The sequence below is a fragment of the Treponema sp. Marseille-Q4132 genome (genome assembly GCF_014334835.1).
In the GTDB taxonomy this organism is placed as follows: domain Bacteria; phylum Spirochaetota; class Spirochaetia; order Treponematales; family Treponemataceae; genus Treponema_D; species Treponema_D paredis.
In genome coordinates this window covers 395,146-416,764 of record NZ_CP060591.1, presented here as the reverse complement: position 1 = coordinate 416,764, position 21,619 = coordinate 395,146, and the positions used below count along the sequence as shown (strand labels likewise).

The window sequence follows — 21,619 nt, the reverse complement described above, 5'->3', positions numbered from 1 at the left end:
TCAGCAAACTCCTATGGAATGCATGTATTCACGCAGCAGGACGGTAAATCGCTCCATCTCTTCGGACCGTATGTCGCCCATATTTGCGATACGGAACGTATCGATGTTTCCGAGTTTTCCGGGATAGATCGTAAAACCTGATTTTTTTGCGTGATCGTGCAGGGCGGTAAAACTGTACTCGCTCGTTTCGGGAATGAGGATCGCAGTGATAAAATGCGACTGCAATTCCGCCTTTACGAGCATCTTTAAACCGATTTCCTCGAGCGCTTTCGTCAGTATGTTCCAGCACGCAGTATAGCGCTCGAAGCGCTTTTCGATCGTTTCCTGTTTTGTTTCTATAATCGCTTGGCGCAGTGCGTAAAAAGTCTGTACCGGAGGCGTAAAGCGCGTCTGCTTCGTTTCGAGAAAATAGCGATATTGATCGTAGAGGTTTAAATAATAATTCCGCATCGGCCAGTCTTTTTGCTTTTCGAGTTCCGATTTTTTTGCGACGACAAAACCGATGCCCGCCATACCCTGAATGTGTTTGTTCGACGTGCACGTCATAAAATCGATTCCGAGCTTTTCGAGATCCATCGGCATGCCGCCGTATGCGCTTACCGCATCGACGAGGGTGATCATACCGTACTTTTTTGCGAGCGGGCACAGGATATCGAGTCGGTTTAACAATCCCGTCGTTGTTTCGTGATAGACGATTGCGAGCGCTGCGTATTTTTCCGACTTAAAAGCGCTTTCGAGTTTTTGCACATCGAGGGCTTCATACGTCGAACTTTTAAACACCGTCATATCGATATCGTATATCTTTGCTATCTTCGCAAGGCGCTCTCCGTAAGAGCCGTTGTCGACGACGAGCAGTTTGCCCTCCGGCGGCACGCATGAAGAGATCATCGCTTCGTCGGCTCCGGTGCCGGAACAGCCGAACATGACGGTCGCGTACGAGTCTTCTTTTGCGACAAATCTCGTGAGCTCTTTCGAGCACCACTCCATAAGTTCTCCGAATTCGCTCTCGCGCGGGCAGATATCGCTTACGACTTGCGCGTATTTTACGCTGTCGGTCGTCGTCGAAGGCCCCGGGTTCAAGAGCACTTCGCGCCGGATATTTTGCAGCTCTTCGTTTTCGGCGATGCGCGGCCATATCGTTTCGATTGCGCGGGTGAACATCGCTTCGTCGTCGATCTCCGTCCACGCATAATACTGCACGGTGCGCACATAGACCGGCGTTTGCTGTGCGACGGCTTTAAGCACCTGTTCGTAATCGATTTTTATATGTGCCGGAAAATCTTTTCGGTAGTACGCCGTCATTTCATCGAGCGTTTTTTTGCCGAGTTTTGTGATACCGACGAGTTCGCCTGCGACGACGGAAATTTCGCTTCGGTTTTTGCTCACGTTTTTGAGCACGCCGTTTTCGTCGGTTTCGAGGTAAACTTCATCTTTGCTGTTCGTCGGGCCTGATGCGAGAATGACGTTTTCACGCGCATCGTTTGCAAGCACTTTTAATCCGACGGCGTCGTAGATGAGATCGCTTTCGAGCAGAAAAAAATCTCCGGTGACGAGCGGCGCGCACACTTCAAGCGTTCCCATACTGCTCGTCTTCGCGTAATCGTCGTTCCGTACCGTCACGATGCACGGGTATTTTTTTGCGAGCCGGTCGTACCATTCGCTGCAGTGTCCCGTACCGATGATGATGCGTTCAACGCCGTTTGCGATGAGTTTCCGCACCGAACGCTCGACGATCGCCTCTCCTTCGATTTCTATAAACCCTTTCGGCATCGCTTCCGTCCGTCCGCCGAAGCGCGAGCCCAATCCTCCCGCAACGATAACCGCTTCTTTGATCATACATTCCTCCTCAGCACTTCCATAAACGCTTTTTTGTTTTCCCGAGGCGATGTTGTCGGCCGTCCCAAATCCGCTCTCGCACCTTTTCGTATCTTTACTTCGATAAACGCCGTCTTTTTTTCGGAGAGCGCGTTTTTGAGGGCGGCTTCGAGCGAAGCGGCATCCTTTACCGAATACGTATGCGCGTAGCCGCAGGCTTTTGCTATTCCGGGAAGATCGATCTTTAAACCGACCGTCGGTTGACCTCCGACCGAATCGTGGGCGCCGTTGTTGAGGACGACGTGTATCATATTATCAGGCTTTCGCACGCCGATCGTCGCAAGTCCGCCCATCTGCATGATAGCCGCTCCGTCGCCGTCGAGACAGATGACGAGCCTATCCTTTTTTTGCATGGCGATCGAAAGCGCGATTTGCGACGCGTGCCCCATGCTGCCGACGGTGAGAAAATCGTTCGCGCCGCTCATACCGTGTTTAATGCGGAGCTCGAAGAGTTCGCGCGATGCCATGCCCGTCGTAGAAACGAAGACCGCATCTTTCGGAGAATGCAGCACGATGCACTCTATTGTATCTTCCCGCGTCATCTCCGCATCGGAAGAAGTTTTATTTTTAAGCGCGTAAGGCGCAAACGTATCTTTTTTTACGACAAAGGCAAAGGGCGCCGACGCTTTTTCCGTACATGCGTAACAGTAATCGATTTGCTTATTAAGTTCATCTTCGCTTTCCGCCGTGACGACGTAGGGGATGCGCATGGCATCGAGCAGGGCGAGCGTCACTTTTCCCTGTTTTATATGTTGGGGTTCGTCGTGGACGGACGGCATACCCCTCCATCCGATGAGGAGGACGAGCGGTACGGAATAGACGTCGCTGTCCGCGAGGGATAAAAGCGGGTTCACCGCATTGCCGAGTCCCGAGTTCTGCATATAGACGACGGGCGTCTTTCCCGTCGCCAAGTGATAGCCCGACGCGAGCGCAAGCGCACAGCCTTCGTTTGCCGCAATGATGTGTTTGTCTTCGGGAGCCGTGTCCGTCACATAGGCGCAAAAATTTTTTAAAAGCGAATCGGGTACTCCGGTAAAAAAATCGGATCCGCGCTTTTGCAAAAGGTCGTAAAAATATTCCGGTCGAATCATAGGTACCGCCTTAGCTTATTTTGTTCCGGGGATGAGCTCGAGTATCTGCTTGATCGGCATGCACAGTTCGTTCGCTTCGAGGGAACGCTCTGAAAGCAAAATCGTCTCCGCGCATTTTTTCATCGCGGGGTAAGCCGCCCGCAGCATGTGGTTCGCATAGATGACGATATTTGCACCCCATGAGACGAGTTCGGTTTCGGTAAACTGATTGTACGTTGTCGGAACGAGCACGAGCGGAATGCTCTTGTATTCTTTTCGAAACTTTTCGCAAAACGTTCGAATGTCTTCTCCCGATTTATCTTTGCTGTGGATCATGATCCCGTCGGCTCCGGCTGCAACGCTTGCAAAGGCTTTTGCAAGCGCTTCGTCGACCGAGCGGCCTGCGATGATTTCTTCGATACGCGCGATGATCATAAAATCTTTTGTCACCTGCGCTTTTTTTCCTTCGCTGATTTTATGGCAGAACTCTTCTTCCGTCGCGAGCTCTTGCTTTACGTCCGTCCCGAACAGCGAATTTTTTTTGAGACCGACTTTGTCTTCGATGATGACCGCCGAAACGCCGTTCCGTTCGAGTGTGCGCACCGTAAACACGAAGTGCTCCGTGATGCCGCCCGTGTCTCCGTCGTAGATGATGGGCTTTGTCGTGCATTCGAGTATGTCGGTGAGACTCTGCAGCCGCGTCGTCAAATCGACCGCTTCAATGTCGGGTTTGCCTTTATCCGTCGAATCGGTAAGGCTCGACGACCACATGCCGTCGAAGCGGTGGATACCGTCGTCTTTTGTCACTTCGGCGTTTTCGACGATGAGACCGCTCAAACCCGAATGCGCTTCCATGATGCGCACGACGGGCTTTGCGGCGATGAGGCGGCGGAGGCTTTTTAAGCGGATATCGGGCGTCGTTCCGATTGTCTTTGCGCCTTCGACGAGGGCGGTCGAATTGATTCCTTGCGTATACGGTATTTCGATCACTTCGCCGCCCCACGCTTTCATCGCTTCGAACACTTCGTCTCGTATTTTGCTTAAGTAATTCGATTTCCAATCATCGCCGTGAATTATATAGTCCGGTTTGTATTTTATTAAATTCGGTACATAGCTCCACGCTTCCTGCGGCACGACGCGCGAAACGCCTTTGATGCTTTCGACGACCGCTTTGCGCTGCTCGTACGTTAAATAAGGCAGTCGCTTGTGCGAGACGATAGCCGAATCGGTGAGCAATCCGACAGTAAGCTCTCCGCGCTTTGCCCCTTCATTGATGATATTGATGATACCGGGATGGATGATATCGCCCGTTATGCCGAGGTATACCGTTTTACTCATAAATATATCGCTCCTCTGAAAACTTCTGTCAGCTGTATATTTTCTTTTATCAAATTACAACTTCCCAAAGATTACCGGCACTGAAATTCAAATGTGAAAAGTATACCGGTAACGAAATATTGCCGCAACCTGACGACTTATACGGCGGCTTTGAACGCGTTTACGGTTTCGATCATAAAGTCGGCGATATTCGCGCCGGCTTTGCCTTCGTACATCCAAGCCTCTTCTTTCGCTTCTCTGCGTGCTGCAGCGAGAGAAGGGCTGTCGCTCACATTTTGAATGACGGCTTTGATGCCCTGAAAATCCGCTTCTTCAAGTTTGATGCCGATCTTTTTCAACATCGCAAACTGCCACAGTTCTTTTTGCAGATCGTACGCGTCGTAGGGGCGCAGATCGATATCGGCGTTGACGTACATAATCGGTTTATCGCATAAAAACGCATAATCGAATATGATTCCGGAAAAATCGGAAATCATTATATCCGATTTTTTCATCGCGTAAATATTGTCGCGGTTGTAATCCCATTCGACGTTTTTGCTGTTTTTGTATCGCTTTTCGAGGCGGTCGAGCATATCGGCTTCAGACTTTTTTGATTGCGGGTGCGGACGCACGATAATACGCCAACCCGTCGCGGCGAGCGGATCGAGGAGGCGTTCGCCGTATTTTTTCAAAACGCCGACATCTCCCCATGACGGAGAGACAAGCACCGTAAAGACGTGATTGTTTTCTTCGGGAATCGCTTTGATTTTTTGCGCAAGCACGTCGAGATAGGTACAGCCTACGGTGACGAGCTCTTTTTTTGCGATGCCGCGCTGAGCTTCGAGCGCACGGATATCCGCTTTTTGATAATCGCCGGTGAGCAGCACGGAATCGAAGTAGTCGAGACCGAAGAGGCGGTACGTTGTCGCGTCGTTCGGCATGTGGAGGACGTGCGAATAGTGACCTACGTTTTTGCTGCGCTTGAGCTGATACACGTTGAGACCGGGTGTCGTCATTAAAACGACGCCCGCGCTTAAAAGGTTGAGCCGCGCGAACGCTGCGTTTCCATCGCCGATATATTCCGCTTTAACAAATTGATACTGCTGTTCGAAAACAGGATCATCTTCGGCCGATGTATAGTAGACGAGGGGAAGCCGTCGTCTTTCGAATTCGTCGGCGACTGGTTTAAAGACATTCCAATATTGCTTTCCTTCGCAGTAGACGACGTACTGTTTATACGATGCGTCGGAGGATTGCGCTCCTTTGCCTCGGTTTCCCGAAAAAAACAATTTCAGTTTTAAAAGAGCCGCTTTACCGAGAAAAAAAAGTGTTGCAGCCGCTCCTATGAGGATCGAAAAGAGCATACTACCCGTGCCCGGATCTATGTATAAAAATAAAGCCGTCTGCATAATTACTCCCATAAAAAACTTTTTTATGCGTATAAAGCTTATTTTATCACGGATTACCGTTTCAATCAATAAAATACGTGTTCATTTACAGTCGGCATTTTTTATGTTAAATTATTGCCGTGTTTGGAAAATTATCTCGTATCCTTTTGCTGCTTTTTTGCATCGCCGTTTTACCGTGCCGTGCGGAAGACGGCAAAGAACACATCGAAACCGAAAAGTCTCTTGCCGCTGCAAAACCCGGTATCCGCAGCTTTTTTATCGCATCTGCTGAAGTGCTCGGCGTAAACTTCGCCGTAAACGCGTTCGACAGCATCGTACTCAAAGCGGATTTTGCAAAGACGAATCCGTCGTTTATGTGGAAGCATCTTTCAAGCGGCAAGTGGGAGTTCGATCAAAATACTTTCGCCGTCAATCAATTCGCGCACCCTTATGCCGGTTCTCTCTATTTCAATGCGGGCAGGGCGAACGGTTTTAATTTTTATCAAAGTTTTTTGTTTTCCGCAGCCGGTTCTCTTTTTTGGGAACTGTTTATGGAAACGAGCCTGCCTTCGATCAACGATATGATCGTAACGCCCTTTGCGGGAGCGCTCTACGGAGAGATGCTGCACCGTCTTTTTTTGTCGACTAAGGGACGGCTCAAGCCGCTCACGTGGCTCATAAGTCCCCAAGATGCGTTCAACCGCTTTGTAACGGGAATGAAAGCTCCCGAAGTATCGGGCGGAGTGGAATCGATCGAACTTTTTTTCGGCGTCGATCTTTTTTCGAATTTTATTAAATTTTCCGATACGTATAACAATGCCGACGGCATCGATATTCCCGTTTTTGCGACGGGCGTAAAAGCCGTCTACGGTGATCCTTACGCTCACAAAACCGAAGCTCCCCTCGATCAGTTTACGCTCGATCTTTCGATTGCAGGATTTATCGACTCATACTGTCTGAAGGTTTTTGCGAACGGGCTTTTGTATTCCGTTCCGATACCGACCGAAGGACGTGCGAAGTCGACTTTCGGCGTTGAAGCGGTCTACAATGTCATTTTTGCATCCGATATACACTATGCGACCGCTGCAGGCGGCGCGGGGATCAGGCAATACATAGCGTCGGCAGATGAAAAGTGGATTTTCAAATGGGAAGCCTTTGCCGGATGGGATATCATAAATGCGACAGAAAATAATTATTATATGAAAAAATTGACAAATTATAAAAAAGATTCGAAGCGGACTTATGATTATTATAGCGGTGCCTATGCCGCTTTCGGAATAGCGATTGAGAACAGGAGATTCGGTAGGTTCCAAGCGTCGGTAAACGGCGATTTTTTATTTAAATTGCCGGACGGAAAAAGCGGATACGGAGGAGCGCTCTTTGTGCAGTACGCCGACATACGCTACGAACATTCGCTTTGGAAAAATTTTTCGATCGGCGCTCAGGATTTTATATATCATAAATGGAATCTCTACGGAGATGCTCCGCATATCGAATTTATTTCAAACAATGTACGGCTGTACGGAAAGGCGGTTCTATGAAAAAAACGATACGATTGTCGGCTTGTGTAATTTTATTATGCGTTTCTACGGCTCTTTACGCGCAAGCGGACGGGAGCGAAGCCGCTGAAACCCAAGCGATCGATGTTACCGAAAAGGATGCACCCTCTTTTACAGAAGCGGATGAGGGCGATGTCGGCAAAAAGAGCGAGCGCAATTTCGGGAAAGCGGAATTTACCAAAGCTGATTTCCGGCACGGCGCGATCGCCGCAGGCGAAGTCTTTTCGTTCAATATTTTCATAACGACGTTCAATCGAATTATCACGCAATCGCCGTTTGCAGATATTTCTCTTGAAACGATGGGCCGCAATATAGTGCATCCGTGGGTGTGGGATCAGGACGAATTCGAAATAAATCAAATCGGGCATCCGTATCAGGGATCGATTTATTTTGCGGCGGGCAGGGCGAACGGTTTTAATTTTTGGCAATCGCTTGCCTTTGCGGCATTCGGCTCGCTCATGTGGGAATATACGATGGAAAACGAGCCGCCTTCGTTCAACGACGTCATCCATACTCCGATCGGCGGAAGCTTTTTGGGCGAAATGTTCCACCGCATCTATCTTTCGCTCGATGACAAGTATCCCTACCTTTCGTGGATTGCAAGTCCTCAGGCGGCTTTAAACAGACTCCTTACCGGAGAAAAAGCGCCGAGAGAGGTCGGTACGATCGAAGAGTTTTCGCTTCGCTTGTCGGCTGATCACATCGACAGCGCGTTCGGCTTTTCCGACAACGCACATAAAGACAAAGGCTACCGCAATGCCGTCTCCGGCGCTATCGGTTTTGACATCCGGTACGGAAATCCTTATGTGCGCGACGTAAAAAAGCCTTTCGAACGGTTTGCGCTTTCAACCGATGCGAGTTTTGACGGAAGCTATTACTGCATAAAAATATTTGCCGACGGCTTTTTGCGTTCGTGGGTTTTTGAAGCGAACGATGCCCTTGCGACGTCGCTCGCCCTCGACCTCTCATACGATTTTATCATGGCGACGGATTTGAATTATCAAAACAATTCGCTCGGTTTTTCGGTTCGTCAGAGATACGCTTTGCCGCGTAAGTGGACGATCGAGTGGAAAAGCGGCATCGGAGCTACGTACTTGGGCGCGTCGGATTATTATTTTAATCTCAAAGCGAACAAGCGAAAATCGAAATACGACGGAAGCGAACAGCGTCTCTACGATTTGGGAATCGGCGGAAACGCAAAGGCGGGATTTAAAGCGGCGAATCTTTGGGCGGGAACTTTTTTTCTCGAAGGATCGTTCAGCGCGTTTTACACGATACCCGGTTCCGAGCCGCACGAAGGTTCTTCGGGATACAACCTCATTTGGTACGGAAACGCAGCCTACGAACATTGCGTGTATAAAAATTATTATGCGGGCCTGTCGTTCTTTTTGTATCAAAAATTCGGGTTTTACAAAAAAGGATCCGACGTCTTTCAAACGGCAAGCGATTGGAAACTGTACGTAAAGCGTTATTTTTAAAATCGTGTATACGGATCGTGCAGAAAAATATGCCCCGTTTTGTGCTGAACGCATGAACCCTTTGCTCGGATAAAAGCTCGACATTCCGATCGAATATCATTATCATAACGATATGATACGTGCGAAAAGATTCTGCACACTGTGTGTTTTTCTGTCGATTTCACATTTTTGTTTTGCACAAATTCACGGTTCTCAACAGCTCCTTCCGTCGGATCATTGGATATACGACGCGCTGTATATGCTGAACGCCGAATCGGCAAAAACCTCTCTCGCGGATAACGCGCCCCTTTCGGCTGCGGAAATCAAAATGTATTTGGATGCCGTCGATGAAGACGCTCTTTCGGCATCGGGAAAAAAACTCTATGCAAAAGCGCGGGATTTTCTAAAGCGCGATGCTTTTCTTTTGAAATGGGGAGAAGTCTCTTTCGACTTCAATGTCATTGCGAAACCCGCTCTCATGTACAAAAGCAATAAAGACATCGACTGGACATTTGCAAGCGATTATACGGGACACTCGGGACCGAAACCCTACGGAGCGGCATCGTCGTTTATCGGAAGCGATGGGGCCGATCCGTTCATTACGCTGCCGCTTGCGCTTTCTTTCGGCGATTATATCGTTTTGTCGGCCGATCCGTTTGTTGGCAAAAGTTTTTGGGGTATGTCGAAAGCTGAAAACTTTATCAATTTTCCGTACAGCTCAAGCGATGTGGAGTTCTTTTGGCCGCGCAGCGCATACGGAAGTATCGGCATGTGTTTTAACAACTGGGGTGTCAATGTCAATATCGCGCGGGCAGGAATGCGCGTCGGAAAAACGCAGACGGGCAGCGTTATTTACAATTCGACGTTTGAAACCGACGCTTATGTTCAGCTTAATCTTTATTCGCCGCATATAAGGTACGGCATGTATGTCGCCGAAATTTCAAAAGACAAATTCATGTATATTCACAGGATTGAAGCTGTGCCTTTTAAATGGATACGGCTGGGAGTGCTCGAAGGAACTCTCGTCGCCCGTCCTTTCGAATTCCGTTTTCTAAATCCGCTTATGATTATGCACTCGTTCGGCGCATGGAGAGAATATATCAGCCCGGAAGAAGAGCTTTATTACGGTGAGGCGCATGTCTGTGCATATATGGGAATCGATTTCGATATCGTACCGTGTAAAAATGTCCGCATATACGGATTGTATGCGCAAAACGAAATACAGTCGCCGCTTGAACTCAACGATGATACGGGAAGAGCGATGCCTGACAGTTTCGGTGCGCAGCTCGGCGTGGAGTTGACTTTCCCGGAAAGCGGGGGCGGCTATTGGATTGCGACGACGGAAGCCGTCTATACGACGCCGTTTTGCTATATCAAACAGGGCGCCGAATGGTCGCTGTACCGCTCCCGCCTCGATATGCAGAGCAATACGAGGATACCGATCTGTTCATGGATAGGCACTCCCTTCGGTCCGGACTGCATCGGAGCGCAGATGAGAGCGGGTTACGTGCAGCCGGGCAAGTGGTCGGCGGATTTCGAATATCTCTTTGTCGCGCACGGCACGAACTCGTTCGGCCTTTTCGGAAACGAGATCGAATATAGTGAAAAAAAGTATTACAATTATTATCCGTTGATGCGCTTCCGGTTCGGAGAAATTACGGCGGCGGAAGCTGCAGAAATCGCACGGAAAAAAAGCCTCACGGGAATCGTGCAGTATACGAACTGCATTACCCTGAAAGGAAGTTATACGCTCAATGAGCATTTTCAATTCGGAGGGAGGACTTCATATATGTTTATTTTTAACAATAAAAACATAAGCGCCTCTTTTGCACACGGCGTCGAGCTTTCCTTTTCATGTACCTATACGATGCTGTAACGATTGCGATCGATTCGAACAAAAAAATATCGCCGTTTTTAAAAGCGGTAAACGCCGTGCTGTCGTATGATAAGCGGTACATATCGTATAATTCATCCATCCGAACGTTACTGTGTGCGAGACTTGGATAATTCAGGTTATCATTCCGCCGCGCGAACCCAATTTTTCGGCTCGAAAAGGTTGTCATGGATATAGTAATCTTTTTTCGGATCGAGCAAAAATTCATATGCGTTAGTTCCCGAAATCTGCATCCCCGACATAGCGATATACAGCGGTTCTTTTTTTGCATCTGTCGTAATCGGATTGCCGGTAAACGGGTTGACGGGATTAGCGATGAGGTTATCCAGCGCAAGAAACGGGACATCGGCGGTTGACATAAAAGTATTGTCGGTTTTTATTTCGCCCGACGCATTAAAATCTTTAACCATGAGAAACGCGTTGAACTGATCTTGCTGAAACGGCAAATTATTATGCGTTACGACGTTTGTTTCCGGTCCGTGATCGGAGATGAGGATGATGCGCGTGTTGTCATAGACACCGTTGTCTTTCATGTATTGAAACCAATCCGCCAGTCGCATTATCGTGGCGATATTTATGGAATACACAACTTTACGTGCATATTTTCCATTGCCGAATTTCGTAACAGTGAGAACAGGACGGTAATCAGGTGCCTGCAGCATTGAACCTTCATGTGTCGTATTGTTGTCCATGATGAGCGCATTATCGCTTGCGTCGCCGACAATTGAAACGAGACGCGGCAGATAATCGAGAACGGCATAACCGTCGAGTGTTTTTCTCAGCGATTTTGTATTGGTAAGCGCACACCAAGAACCGTTGTTATAGATCGCTTCACGTAAAAAAAGCGGGGATGTTTTTAAAAGCGAATACCACAGCATATTTCGTTTTATCACATCGCTTGCATCAGGCAGATGCAGGTCGTGTTCTTTGCACCACAGATCGGTGTAGTGTCCGTCGGTAACATAGGTTTTGATGTTGGGATATGGATCGAAGATACTCATGTCGGGAATCCAATTACCGTTCGCATAGGGCAAATCGGACGCCGTAACATGAAAGCTGTGTGCATCAAAAATACACGGCAGCATCATAAGCGCTTCATTGCGTTTTTGCAGCAGCGTAATTTCCTTTCGAGCGTTGATTGCGGTAGGCGTCGCTTCATAACCGCCAAAAATGGGGGGAGAGCCGAGCGATGTATAGCCGTTGAACGTTACCGTATTGGGATAAAACGTAAAACCCGAATACTGTGTTTTCAATTCCGGATGATCTTCAAAAATATACGGGACAAGAACGCTGACAGCTCTGTCAAGCATAAGCACGACGACGTTTTTTCCTTTTTGAGAGAGAGAAAAGATTGGCTCGACCGTTGTTGCTCCTCCCGCTTGATCTTTATCTCTATATGAAGCAAGCGTTTTGAATTCCGAAACGATACGTGTCGTATTGATGAAAGACAAAGTACATATCGAAATGGAAGCGAGAGCGGCAAGTGTCGTAACGATTTTCGATTTGTGGAATTTCAACAGGATGAACGCTGCGGCGACTGCAAGCGCCGAAACGGATATGTTTACGGCAGAATGAACAATTGTGTGTTTGACGTCTTGGGCAAATATAAACGCCGTTGAAATGAAGCCGTATGAGCCGGGAAAAATAAACGCATTTATGAGCGCGCTTACTGCAGCGCATACGAAAATACATGCGAATACGCGTTTTATTTTATCCGAGAATAAAAAATACAAACAGATCGGCCAAAACAGACAAAAGCCGATGACTTGCGTCAACGTATTGCCGATAAAAAACAGCGGAGACGAATATTGGTCTATGTACGAAAATTCTTGAGGAGAAGATACGATTAAATTTGTCGGTAATAGCAAACCCGCAACGACGGTTAAAAGAACGGCCGACGAGATAAACAACGCGAAAGCTTCTTTTTTTGAAATAAAACCGCTCAAATCGATTTTTATGCGTTTTGCAAAAAATGTGTAAGCGCAAAGGGCTGCGGCACAGATTAAGAGAACAGCCGAAACCGCTATGCGCAGATTTAGAGAGCCTCTATGGTTGTAATTGATAAAGCCTGCAATACACAGTAGAAAAAATGCCAATAGGTATAAAAATATGTGCATCTTATATGGGCTTTTTATTTTATAATAAATATTTTTTAAAAGCGAAAATATGTTATTTAAAGTCCAGTAGAGTACGAGACCGGAGGGAGAATTATACAGCAAAATGAGAAATAAAAATGCCATACCGTACAGCTGCAGTTTTTCCTTAAACGGAAATCCCTTGGTATAAACTGCACCGGCGATGCAATTTATGAGAGTCATCGCTATAGGAAGCAGGTTTATACTCGTATCCCCGAGTTTGAGCAGGGCATCGGGCGTACCCATATCTTTTATGAACAGGAATGATGTACCTTGCAACAATTCGAGATGCGAAAGATACGAATATGCTGCGATAAAAAAGGGAACTTGAATTAAAAGTCCGAACGAAGAACGGAGCGCCATGATAGGATGATAGCGGTGCTGCCGGTAATACACCGACAATATCATATATTGTTCGTCGCCTTTGAATGTTGCTTTGATACGCTCGATGCCGGTTTTCAATTTTTTTTGCGTCTGCCGCTCGAGTTCTTGCCACTTTTCTGCAACTGCGTAAAGCGGCAGACAGAGCAGTGTCACCGCAGCGCTTATACACATGACGGAAAAGCCGGGATTTTTAAATATCAATTGTACAAACGCAAAAATAAACTCTATGATTTGTATAAGCGGATAAATAATAATGTTAAAGAGGATCGAACCCATACGTGTATTATATTTTTTATGGAATATTTTATCAATATGATTGCAAAAAAATTTTTATCGATTCAACTATTATGTATTGTGCAGATTACGCATTTTTGCTACAGTAGCACAACGGATCGTAATACATGCGTAGAATAACTGCTAAACTGATTATCGCCCATCTTTTATGTATCTTTGCAATACTGACATTATTTTCGCTTCGCTGGTCGCGGATTCAGTATCCTATGGATAACGCTTATGCGGTATTTTTTGTCCTCGGCGCAAATACGAAAGGATCCGATTCGGGAACATTTTTATCGTTTTTTAAAAACATCATCGTACCGGCGGGAATCATATATGCGCTCGTTTTGCTCGGGAACTTCGCCCTTGCAAAATCGTATAAAAAAGCGACGGGGAAAAAATTCCGTTCGGTTTTGGCGGATGCGGACAAGTGCTTTGTATTCGGCATTTCGTATGCGGTTTTTGCCGTTGTCATAACGCTCGTCATGCTTCGCGCATGGAAATATCCCGCAATTTTATACGAAGTACGGAAAACTCCGGCGCATTCCGATTTTTACGATAAACACTATGTCGATCCCGCATCGACCCGCATCGCGTTTCCCGAAAAAAAACGGAACTTAGTCGTCATCTTTATGGAGTCGGTCGAGTCTTCGTTTGCATCGATCGAAGAAGGCGGTCTTTTTCGTGAAAACCTCATACCCGGCATCACGTCTTTGGCAAAGGCGAACGTCAATTTCAGCCAAAATGAAAAACTCGGCGGAGGGGAAAACCTTGCCGGAACTTCATGGACGGCTGCGGGTATCATTTCGAAGTTCAGCGGCTTACCGTATTTTGCTCCCTTTGCAAAAACCGAAGACGGTAGTCTCAGCTGTCTTCGAGGCGCCGTTACGCTCACCGATATTTTAAGCGAAAACGGCTACCGCTGCCGATTTGCGTTCGGAAGCGACAAACAATTTGAAAACCGCGATATTTTTCTCGAAAATCACGGTGTCGAAATTCACGACATTCATTGGTATAAGGCGCAGGGTTTGATTCCGATGAACTACCAAGTGTTTTGGGGATTCGAAGATCAAAAGCTTTTTCCGCTTGTGCGGCGAGAACTCGACGAATTGGGAAAGGGAAGCGCTCCGTTTTTTTTCGGTATGCTCACCGTCGATACGCATTTTCCCGACGGCTACAAGTGTCCCCTTTGTCCCGAAATCGATAAGCGCCAAGTTATGAACGTCGTCCGCTGTGCCGACAAGCAAGTAAGCGATCTCATCGGCTGGATGGAGGGGCAGTCGTGGTGGGACAATACGACCGTCGTCATCATGGGCGATCACAATTTTCTCACCGCGCCGCACAATAATTTTATCGCGGATGAAAGTCCCGTTCACGGAGCAAATGCCCGGCGCCGATGGCTCGACCTTATCGTCAATTCGGTTTTGACCCCTCCGCAGTTCGTACAAAAAAACAGACGCTTTGCGCCCTACGATATGTTTCCGACAATGCTCGAAAGCATCGGCTGTACGATCGAAGGCCGCGCGCTGGGCTTCGGCAGATCGCTCTATTCCGGAGAGAAAACGCTAGTGGAAACATACGGCGCTGAAAAAATAAATGCCGAACTTATGAAGAGAACCGAACAGTACGAAGCGCTGAAAAAGCGCCGATGATTTTTAAGGGGCTGTCGAAAAAGTAACGGACTTTTGAAACAGCCCCGAATATATTTTCAGCCTTTTCTCGATTCGTAAACTTCGGCTCCTCCGATAAAGTATTTTGACAGAGCGCCGAAAAGTATGAACATCGGAATCGATGCGAGCAGCGCGCACGCCATCATAGCGCCCTCATCGGTTTGTTTTTCTTCGCTGAATTTCGTAATGTACAGCGGAATCGTTTTCATCTTTTCGCTCTGTGCAACGAGGAGCGGCCACAAAAGATTATCCCACTGATTTCTGAACGAAAGGATGCCGAGCGTGGCTATGACCGGTCCGCAGTTCGGCAAAACGATTCGGCTGTAGATATTGAATTCGTTATAGCCGTCGACGCGAGCCGCATCGAGGTATTCGGTCGGGAAAGTCAAAAGATATTGCCTCATTTGAAAGACGCCGAAAGCCGACACGAGAAAGGGGATGATGAGGCCGCGGTACGTGTTTATCATGTGCATGCTCGTTGCCACCATGTACAGCGGGATCATAATCGCTTCGAACGGAATCATCATAGTCGCCATGATCGACATAAAGATGAGATTTCGCGATTTGAACTTAAACTTCGCAAGTCCGTAACCGCAAAGAGAAGCGAGTAAAACCGTCGTCGCGGCGCAGGTTACGGCAACGATGAGCGAGTTTAAGATGTTGCGCATGTATATGGGGTTTTGATTGTTGCCGAAAATCGCTTTAATAAAATTTGTTAAAAAGGTTCTGTTTTCGGTTGTGAAATACGCGCGGGAAGGAATCCAGCGGAACGGCATTGCGAGAATTTGACGTGCATCCATAAACGACGCGACGAACATAAAAATGATGGGCGTTATCGTAAAAAAGAATACGATAAAGAGCGCTATCCACGCGAGGATTTCTCCGATACCGATTCTTCCGACATATTTATTTGTGTTCATACTGACTCCAATAAAAATCGTTTATTAATATTCCACGTCGTCGGTTTTCGACAGCGTAAACTGCAGGTACGTGAACAGCAGCATTATCAAAAACAATATGATCGACATGGCGCTCGCTCTGCCGAGCTGACCGTTTCTGATACCGGTAAAGTATATATTCATCGTGATGACGTCGATCGGATGGCGAGCTGCGCCTCCCTGTGCGAACATATACTGCGTACTGAAGGTTTTCAAACACTGGAGCATCGCCATGATGGACACGAGTACGATTGTCGGTTTTAAAAGCGGGAGCGTTATATGAAAAAATGCGTGCCATTTATTCGATCCGTCTACCGTCGCGGCTTCGTAGATCGAAGGCGGGATCGAAGCGAGTCCCGTGATAAAGAGGATGACGAAATAACCGATGTACTTCCAAAAGTATACGATCATGGTTGAAATCTGCAGCATCGTATTGTCGGTGAGCCAGTGATAATCTTTTCCTGTGGTAAATAAAACCGTATTCGAAAGCTGATTGAACAGGCCTCGCGGATCGAAAAGGATCATCCAAATTGCAGCCGCGACGACGGACGAAAGAACTGCGGGCATATAAAACGAAATTTGAAAAAAGCCTTTTTGTGACGAACGGCGAAGCTGCATGAGCAAAACCGCAAGGATGAGAGCGAGGATGACCATCGGAACGAAGGTGCCGAACGTAAACATGATCGTCGCACGCATGGAGTTTAACAGCGAAAAGCCGCCGTTGTCGCGAGTAAAAAGATATACATAATTACGCAAACCGACAAATTTCGACGTCCTGGAAATCGCCTGTTTGTTCGTCAAACTCGTAAGAAATGCATTGATGATCGGATAAAAACTGAACACGGCAAAGAAAACGAGGCTCGGCAGGGTAAACATAAATCCCCAGCGTGCCTGCTGTTTTTCAATGCTGTAGTGTTTTACCGTTTTAGTCATTTTTAATTCCTCCATAAAAACTTTTACAGAACAGTTTGCCGTCCATAAAAAACGACGGCGTCTCTCGGTGCAGCACACTATTGTATGACGATGTCTCCGTTTTCGTCAATCGCATATCGGGCAAACGTGAGATTCGCTTTTGCAGCGATTTCTTTGCACGCTTTCCTCGATGTGAGCATATCTCGGGGTTTGTGGCAGTCTGCCGCCGTGACGACGGGTACATCGTATTCCGAAGCGAGATTCCAAAATTCCTGAAACGGATAGCGATAGCGTTCTCCGCCCGAGTATACGACTTTTTTCGCTCGGATGCCTTGTCCGTTAATCTCTATCGGAAAGTGCAACGAAGCGGCGCATGCGAGTATGTCGCGCGAACAGGCTTCAGCTTCATCGTCCCATTCGAGGTAAAACGCGGCGAAAATGTCGGGATGTACCGCATATAAAAACAATCCCGACTGCATGCCTTCAATGAGTGTTTTCGTGTATGTGTGCAGAACGCCTTTATCGTTTACCGGACAATCCGGAATCATGATATCGCTTCCGTCCCCCGCATAATAATTGTGGACTGCGAGCAAAAGGTAGTCGAAGCCGCGTTCACCGAGCAATTCGTCGCGATAATATGAAACGTAATCTTTATGATAGTCGGTTTCAAATCCGCGAAAAAAGTGCATGCCGCGCGGAACACGTTCGGCGGCGGCTTCGCAGTCTTTTTGGTAATCGTCGAGTTCGGAATAAAACATACGGACATTGTGCCATCTGTCGTCCGGAACGGGGCAGTGATCGCTCATACCGAGCACTTTGATACCGTCCTTTTCCGCTTCTTCGACATAGTCGATTACTTCACCGACGGCATGTCTGCAGTATTTGCAATGTGTATGAAGATTCACTTCGTCCTGCGTAAAAACTTCCATGTTCCGCTCCGAATTCTCTGATAATAAAACGGACGGCAAACGGATTACCGTCCGCTTTGCATAATTTCGGATCTTTCAAAATAATCCGATTATTTTTGTTCGTCGATTAAATCCTGAACCGTTTTTTTAAGCTGCTCGTATACCGCTTCCGGCGAAGCATCTCCGAGCATGACGTTTTGCAGCGCCGTTTTAAGAGCGCTTTGGATCGATGCGGATGCCGCACCGTAGTACACGATGTGCGCACGATTCAAATCGTTTGCAAACACTTCGGAGTACGGCATATCTTTAAATGTTTTGCTGTTCAAAAGCGCAAGTGTCGGCTGAACGATATTCACTTCGGAAAGGTACTCTTCGCCGTGGCTGAGCATATAGGAGATGAGCTGCCACGAAGCTTCCTGCTCGGCTTTCGTCGCATCGGCGTTTACCATATAGTAATGGCCGTAGTAGCATGCCGCAACGTCTTTGACGGCGTTTTGGAATTTCGGATACGGAATGATCATCCAGTCACCGCTGTCGTAAAAGTTCGGATTTTGATTTCGAATGCGCGCTTCCTGATACAATCCCGACAAACACATCGTCACATCGTTGTTGTCGGCGTTAAAGAGCGAATGGGCATTTTTATATGTCGGAGATCCGAGATTCAAACCTTTCGGTCCCCATTGCCGTAAATACGACAAAACGGCGATCCACGCATCCTTTCCGACGATCGCTTCTTTGCCGTCATCGCTGATGAGTTGTCCTCCGAGCTGTTCGGCAAGCGGAACGAGCGTTTCAAGATAATAGCCGTAGCGGAAATCGAATCCTCTTCTTTTTAAGATATCGCCGTCGCGCAGTGCGAGCTTTTGTGAAATACTCATGACGTCTTCCCATGTTTTAGGCGCGTCTTTTTCGGGATCGAAACCCGCTTCTCGGAAAATCTTTTTGTTGAGATACACGCACCAATTCGTAAGTTCGAGAGGAAGTCCGTAAACTTGACCGTTTACCGTAACGGGATCAAGCATATTGTCCGCATAGGCGGCAACGACGGCTTCGGCATTTTTGTAGCCTGCGGCTTTGTAATTGACGGGCGCTACGCGGCCTGCGGCGATATACGGATATTCTTCGTTGATGATCGTATTGAACATCGTCGGACCTTTGCCCGCGGCAAAAGCCGTCTGAAGCAGTTCGATAAGTTTCGAAGAGCTTTGGCGCGTTACGTTTACCGTAATATTCGGATGGGCAGCCGTAAATTCGCTTATGTATCTGTCTTCAAGCTTTTGGCGGTTGGCATCTTCATGTGTCCAAAATTCGATAACGACGTTTTCCTGTTTTTTTGCGCATGACGGAAATAAAATAAAAGCGGTTGCAAGAACGATGCAGAGCCGGATGAATTTTTTCATGTGTAATCCTCAAATAAAATAACAGATTTTAATATAGGAGAAATCGATCTTTACTCAGACAAAAAAGGGGCTGCCCGAAAACCGAAGTTTTCGGGCAGTTTTTTGATATTCCGAAGTGTAAAATTATTGTTCGATCAATTCCTGAACGGTCTTTTTAAGCTTGTTGTAAGCTTCTTCGGGCGCTACGTTTTGGAGCATGACGCTTTCCACCGCCGATCCGATTGCGCTTTGAATTGCGGTTGAATTCGCACCGTAGTAAACGATGTGACCGCGTTCGAGATCGTCCGCAAATACGCTCGAGTAGGGCATATTTTTAAACGTGTCGCTGTTTAAAAGCGCCGTCGTCGGCTGGATGATATTGACCTGCGAAAGGTATTCTTCGCCGTGGCTGAGCATATAGGCGATAAGCTGCCATGCCGCTTCCTGCTGGGCTTTGGTCGCATCGGCATTTACCATGTAGTAATGACCGTAATAGCATGCCGCAGTGTCTTTGACGGCATTTTCGAATTTCGGATAGGGAACGACCATCCATTCACCCGAGTCATAGAATGCGGGGTTGTCGTGCCGGATACGCGCTTCCTGATACAAACCGGTCGAGCACATTGCAAGGTCGTTGTTGTCGGCGTTGAATACCGAGCGGGCGGCTTTATAAGTCGGAGATCCGAGATTCAAGCCGTTCGGGCCCCACTGCTGCATATAGGTGAGAAATCCGACCCACGCATCTTTTCCGACGATCGCTTCTTTTCCGTCGTCGCTGATGAGCTGTCCGCCGAGCTGTTCCACCATCGGAACGTTGTTTTCAAGATAATATTTGTAGCGGAAGTCGTAGCCGCGCCGCGTGATGATGTCGCCGTTTCGGATAACGATCTTTTGGGAAATCTTTACCATGTCTTCCCATGTTTTCGGATAATCCTTTTCGGGATCGAGGCCTGCGGAGCGGAACACTTTTTTGTTGATAAAGATGCACCAGTTCGTAAGTTCGAGCGGGAGTCCGTATACTTTACCGTTTACCGTAACGGGATCGAGCATTTTCGGCGCATACGCGTTGATGACTTCCGAAGCGTCTTTATAACCTGCCGCTTTGTAGTTCATCGGAGCGACGCGGCCGGCCGTGATATAAGGATATTCGTCGTTTATGGAAAGGTTGAACATTGTCGGACCGCTTCCGGCGGCAAAAGCCGTTTGAACGAGCTCAATAAGCTTTGCGGCGCCCTGTCGCGTTACGTTTACGGTGACGTTCGGGTGAGCGGCCGTAAATTCTTGAATGTAGCGTTCTTCAAGTTTTTGGCGGTTTGCGTCCTCATGCGTCCAAAACTCAATGGTGACGGCTTCGGGCTTTTTGCTGCACGACGTCGCCATGAGCGCTGCTGCGGCGAACGCGCACAGCATCATCATTTTTTTCATATTTTTTTCCTCCGTATTTTGGAAAATCTATATCCGTATAAGTATACTACAAGAGTAAAAAACGTGCAAGAAAAAATTAAAAGCTTTCGAATCTTTCGTTTTTTATAAAGCGTTCAAGACTTGTGCGCCATGAAGGTATTTTGATGCCGATCTCCGTTTCGATTTTCGTACAATCGAGGACGGAGTAAGCCGGGCGCGCGGTTTTCGTTTCGTATTCGGCGGATGAACACGGCCGTACGCTGCAATCTCTTGTAATTCTGCCGTATTTTTTTCCGAAGCCGTAAATCGCTTCGGCGAAATCGAACCACGTCGCTTCTCCCGAATTCGAAAAGTGATAGATGCCGTAGGGTGCTGCGCTTTTTTTTCCGAAGAGGCTCGTCGCACCCGCTTCTTTTTTTATTAATTTTATAACGGCGGATACGAGGTCACCGCAAAAAGTCGGTGTTCCTCTTTGGTCGTTTACGACGCTGACCGATTCTCTTTCGTTCATCGCACGCGTCATCGTATATACGAAATTGCGGCCGCCGAAACCGTAGAGCCACGATGTCCGGATGATGTAATACTGCGTCATTGCCTGAGCGATAAGATCTTCGCTTTCCGCTTTCGTTTTTCCGTATGCGTTTATCGGAGATTTCGGTACGTCTTCCGTATACGGAGTGCGCTCTTTTCCGTCGAATACGTAATCGGTTGAAATGTGGACGAGCTTTGCGCTGCGGGCTCTCGCCGTACGCGCGGCGTTGAGGGCACCCGTGCAGTTCGTGCGGTATGCTTTTTCGGTTTCTTCTTCGGCTTTGTCGACCGCCGTATAAGCCGCGCAGTTTATGATCCAATCGATTTTATTGTCTTTTTTTACATCGCGCGACGCATAAAAAGACGCGCTTTCGGTTTTATTGATAAACGCTTCGATTTTTTCGGCATCGGCTATATCGACTTCGCTTCCCGTACCGACGAACGGAATCTTTTTTTCCGAAAGCCGGTACGCGAATTCGCGTCCGAGCATTCCCGTACAGCCGATAAGCCACAGCATACCGC

The 21,619-nt window shown here is 47.6% G+C and carries 15 protein-coding genes; 4 read left to right on the top strand and 11 right to left on the bottom strand.

The window, feature by feature from the left end; translation table 11 throughout:
* The 4 genes from H9I35_RS01960 to H9I35_RS01945 form a co-directional block, all read right to left on the bottom strand.
* On the bottom strand, positions 1-1,836 hold the full coding sequence (locus H9I35_RS01960; protein ID WP_187419978.1) for a 2-aminoethylphosphonate aminotransferase: 1,836 nt from the start codon (positions 1,834-1,836) through the stop codon (positions 1-3).
* Positions 1,833-2,966: a phosphonopyruvate decarboxylase gene (aepY, locus tag H9I35_RS01955; RefSeq protein ID WP_187419977.1), complete on the bottom strand. Its 1,134-nt coding sequence runs from the start codon at positions 2,964-2,966 to the stop codon at positions 1,833-1,835. Before aepY ends, H9I35_RS01960 begins: the two co-directional genes overlap by 4 nt.
* 15 nt (positions 2,967-2,981) lie before the next feature.
* Positions 2,982-4,283 carry a phosphoenolpyruvate mutase gene (gene aepX / locus H9I35_RS01950; RefSeq protein WP_187419976.1) on the bottom strand — a complete coding sequence of 434 codons (1,302 nt, stop codon included), beginning with the start codon at positions 4,281-4,283 and terminating at the stop codon, positions 2,982-2,984.
* A gap of 137 nt (positions 4,284-4,420) precedes the next feature.
* Positions 4,421-5,683, bottom strand: coding sequence for a CDP-glycerol glycerophosphotransferase family protein (locus H9I35_RS01945; RefSeq protein ID WP_187419975.1), 1,263 nt, complete (start codon positions 5,681-5,683; stop codon positions 4,421-4,423).
* A 107-nt stretch (positions 5,684-5,790) separates the two neighbouring features.
* Between H9I35_RS01945 and H9I35_RS01940 the strand changes: the two genes are divergently transcribed.
* The 3 genes from H9I35_RS01940 (at position 5,791) to H9I35_RS01930 (ending at position 10,542) form a co-directional block, all read left to right on the top strand.
* Positions 5,791-7,191 (top strand): DUF3943 domain-containing protein, encoded by a 1,401-nt coding sequence (locus H9I35_RS01940; protein WP_187419974.1) that lies wholly within the window; start codon positions 5,791-5,793, stop codon positions 7,189-7,191.
* Positions 7,188-8,687, top strand: a complete 1,500-nt coding sequence (locus tag H9I35_RS01935) for a DUF3943 domain-containing protein (protein WP_187419973.1) — start codon at positions 7,188-7,190, stop codon at positions 8,685-8,687. The genes H9I35_RS01940 and H9I35_RS01935 overlap by 4 nt, the downstream gene beginning before the upstream one ends.
* A 112-nt stretch (positions 8,688-8,799) precedes the next feature.
* Positions 8,800-10,542: a hypothetical protein gene (locus H9I35_RS01930; RefSeq protein WP_187419972.1), complete on the top strand. Its 1,743-nt coding sequence runs from the start codon at positions 8,800-8,802 to the stop codon at positions 10,540-10,542.
* Between the two features lie 140 nt (positions 10,543-10,682).
* On the opposite strand, the gene H9I35_RS01925 is transcribed toward H9I35_RS01930, so the two are convergent.
* Positions 10,683-13,355 carry a YidC/Oxa1 family membrane protein insertase gene (locus tag H9I35_RS01925; protein WP_187419971.1) on the bottom strand — a complete coding sequence of 891 codons (2,673 nt, stop codon included), beginning with the start codon at positions 13,353-13,355 and terminating at the stop codon, positions 10,683-10,685.
* Positions 13,356-13,579: 224 nt separating this feature from the next.
* Here H9I35_RS01925 and H9I35_RS01920 point away from each other — a divergent pair, with 224 nt between their 5' ends.
* Positions 13,580-15,007: an LTA synthase family protein gene (locus H9I35_RS01920; protein WP_187419970.1), complete on the top strand. Its 1,428-nt coding sequence runs from the start codon at positions 13,580-13,582 to the stop codon at positions 15,005-15,007.
* A gap of 56 nt (positions 15,008-15,063) precedes the next feature.
* On the opposite strand, the gene H9I35_RS01915 is transcribed toward H9I35_RS01920, so the two are convergent.
* From H9I35_RS01915 to rfbD, 6 genes are all read right to left on the bottom strand, one after another.
* On the bottom strand, positions 15,064-15,945 hold the full coding sequence (locus tag H9I35_RS01915; RefSeq protein WP_016520132.1) for a carbohydrate ABC transporter permease: 882 nt from the start codon (positions 15,943-15,945) through the stop codon (positions 15,064-15,066).
* 24 nt (positions 15,946-15,969) lie between these two features.
* Complete coding sequence (locus tag H9I35_RS01910; protein ID WP_187419969.1) at positions 15,970-16,896, bottom strand: carbohydrate ABC transporter permease; 927 nt, start codon at positions 16,894-16,896, stop codon at positions 15,970-15,972.
* Between the two features lie 77 nt (positions 16,897-16,973).
* Positions 16,974-17,804, bottom strand: a complete 831-nt coding sequence (locus tag H9I35_RS01905; protein ID WP_187419968.1) for a PHP domain-containing protein — start codon at positions 17,802-17,804, stop codon at positions 16,974-16,976.
* An 89-nt stretch (positions 17,805-17,893) separates the two neighbouring features.
* The gene (locus tag H9I35_RS01900; protein WP_187419967.1) at positions 17,894-19,183 is read right to left on the bottom strand and encodes an extracellular solute-binding protein; all 1,290 of its coding nucleotides are present in this window, start codon (positions 19,181-19,183) and stop codon (positions 17,894-17,896) included.
* Positions 19,184-19,306: 123 nt separating this feature from the next.
* A complete protein-coding gene (locus tag H9I35_RS01895) occupies positions 19,307-20,587 on the bottom strand; it encodes an extracellular solute-binding protein (RefSeq protein WP_187419966.1) in 1,281 nt (426 codons plus the stop codon).
* Positions 20,588-20,663: 76 nt separating this feature from the next.
* Positions 20,664-21,614 (bottom strand): dTDP-4-dehydrorhamnose reductase, encoded by a 951-nt coding sequence (gene rfbD, locus H9I35_RS01890; RefSeq protein ID WP_187419965.1) that lies wholly within the window; start codon positions 21,612-21,614, stop codon positions 20,664-20,666.
* Between the last annotated feature and the right edge of the window lie 5 nt (positions 21,615-21,619).

Excerpts from the sequence above, each read along its gene's own strand:
- H9I35_RS01900 (WP_187419967.1), bottom strand. The coding sequence starts at position 19,183 with ATGAAAAAATTCATCCGGCTCTGCATCGTTCTTGCAACCGCTTTTATT.
- H9I35_RS01905 (WP_187419968.1), bottom strand. The coding sequence starts at position 17,804 with ATGGAAGTTTTTACGCAGGACGAAGTGAATCTTCATACACATTGCAAA.
- H9I35_RS01945 (WP_187419975.1), bottom strand. The coding sequence starts at position 5,683 with ATGGGAGTAATTATGCAGACGGCTTTATTTTTATACATAGATCCGGGC.
- H9I35_RS01960 (WP_187419978.1), bottom strand. The coding sequence starts at position 1,836 with ATGATCAAAGAAGCGGTTATCGTTGCGGGAGGATTGGGCTCGCGCTTC.
- aepX (WP_187419976.1), bottom strand. The coding sequence starts at position 4,283 with ATGAGTAAAACGGTATACCTCGGCATAACGGGCGATATCATCCATCCC.
- H9I35_RS01930 (WP_187419972.1), top strand. The coding sequence starts at position 8,800 with ATGATACGTGCGAAAAGATTCTGCACACTGTGTGTTTTTCTGTCGATT.
- H9I35_RS01925 (WP_187419971.1), bottom strand. The coding sequence starts at position 13,355 with ATGGGTTCGATCCTCTTTAACATTATTATTTATCCGCTTATACAAATC.
- H9I35_RS01915 (WP_016520132.1), bottom strand. The coding sequence starts at position 15,945 with ATGAACACAAATAAATATGTCGGAAGAATCGGTATCGGAGAAATCCTC.
- rfbD (WP_187419965.1), bottom strand. The coding sequence starts at position 21,614 with ATGCTGTGGCTTATCGGCTGTACGGGAATGCTCGGACGCGAATTCGCG.
- H9I35_RS01935 (WP_187419973.1), top strand. The coding sequence starts at position 7,188 with ATGAAAAAAACGATACGATTGTCGGCTTGTGTAATTTTATTATGCGTT.
- aepY (WP_187419977.1), bottom strand. The coding sequence starts at position 2,966 with ATGATTCGACCGGAATATTTTTACGACCTTTTGCAAAAGCGCGGATCC.
- H9I35_RS01910 (WP_187419969.1), bottom strand. The coding sequence starts at position 16,896 with ATGACTAAAACGGTAAAACACTACAGCATTGAAAAACAGCAGGCACGC.
- H9I35_RS01895 (WP_187419966.1), bottom strand. The coding sequence starts at position 20,587 with ATGAAAAAAATGATGATGCTGTGCGCGTTCGCCGCAGCAGCGCTCATG.
- H9I35_RS01920 (WP_187419970.1), top strand. The coding sequence starts at position 13,580 with ATGGATAACGCTTATGCGGTATTTTTTGTCCTCGGCGCAAATACGAAA.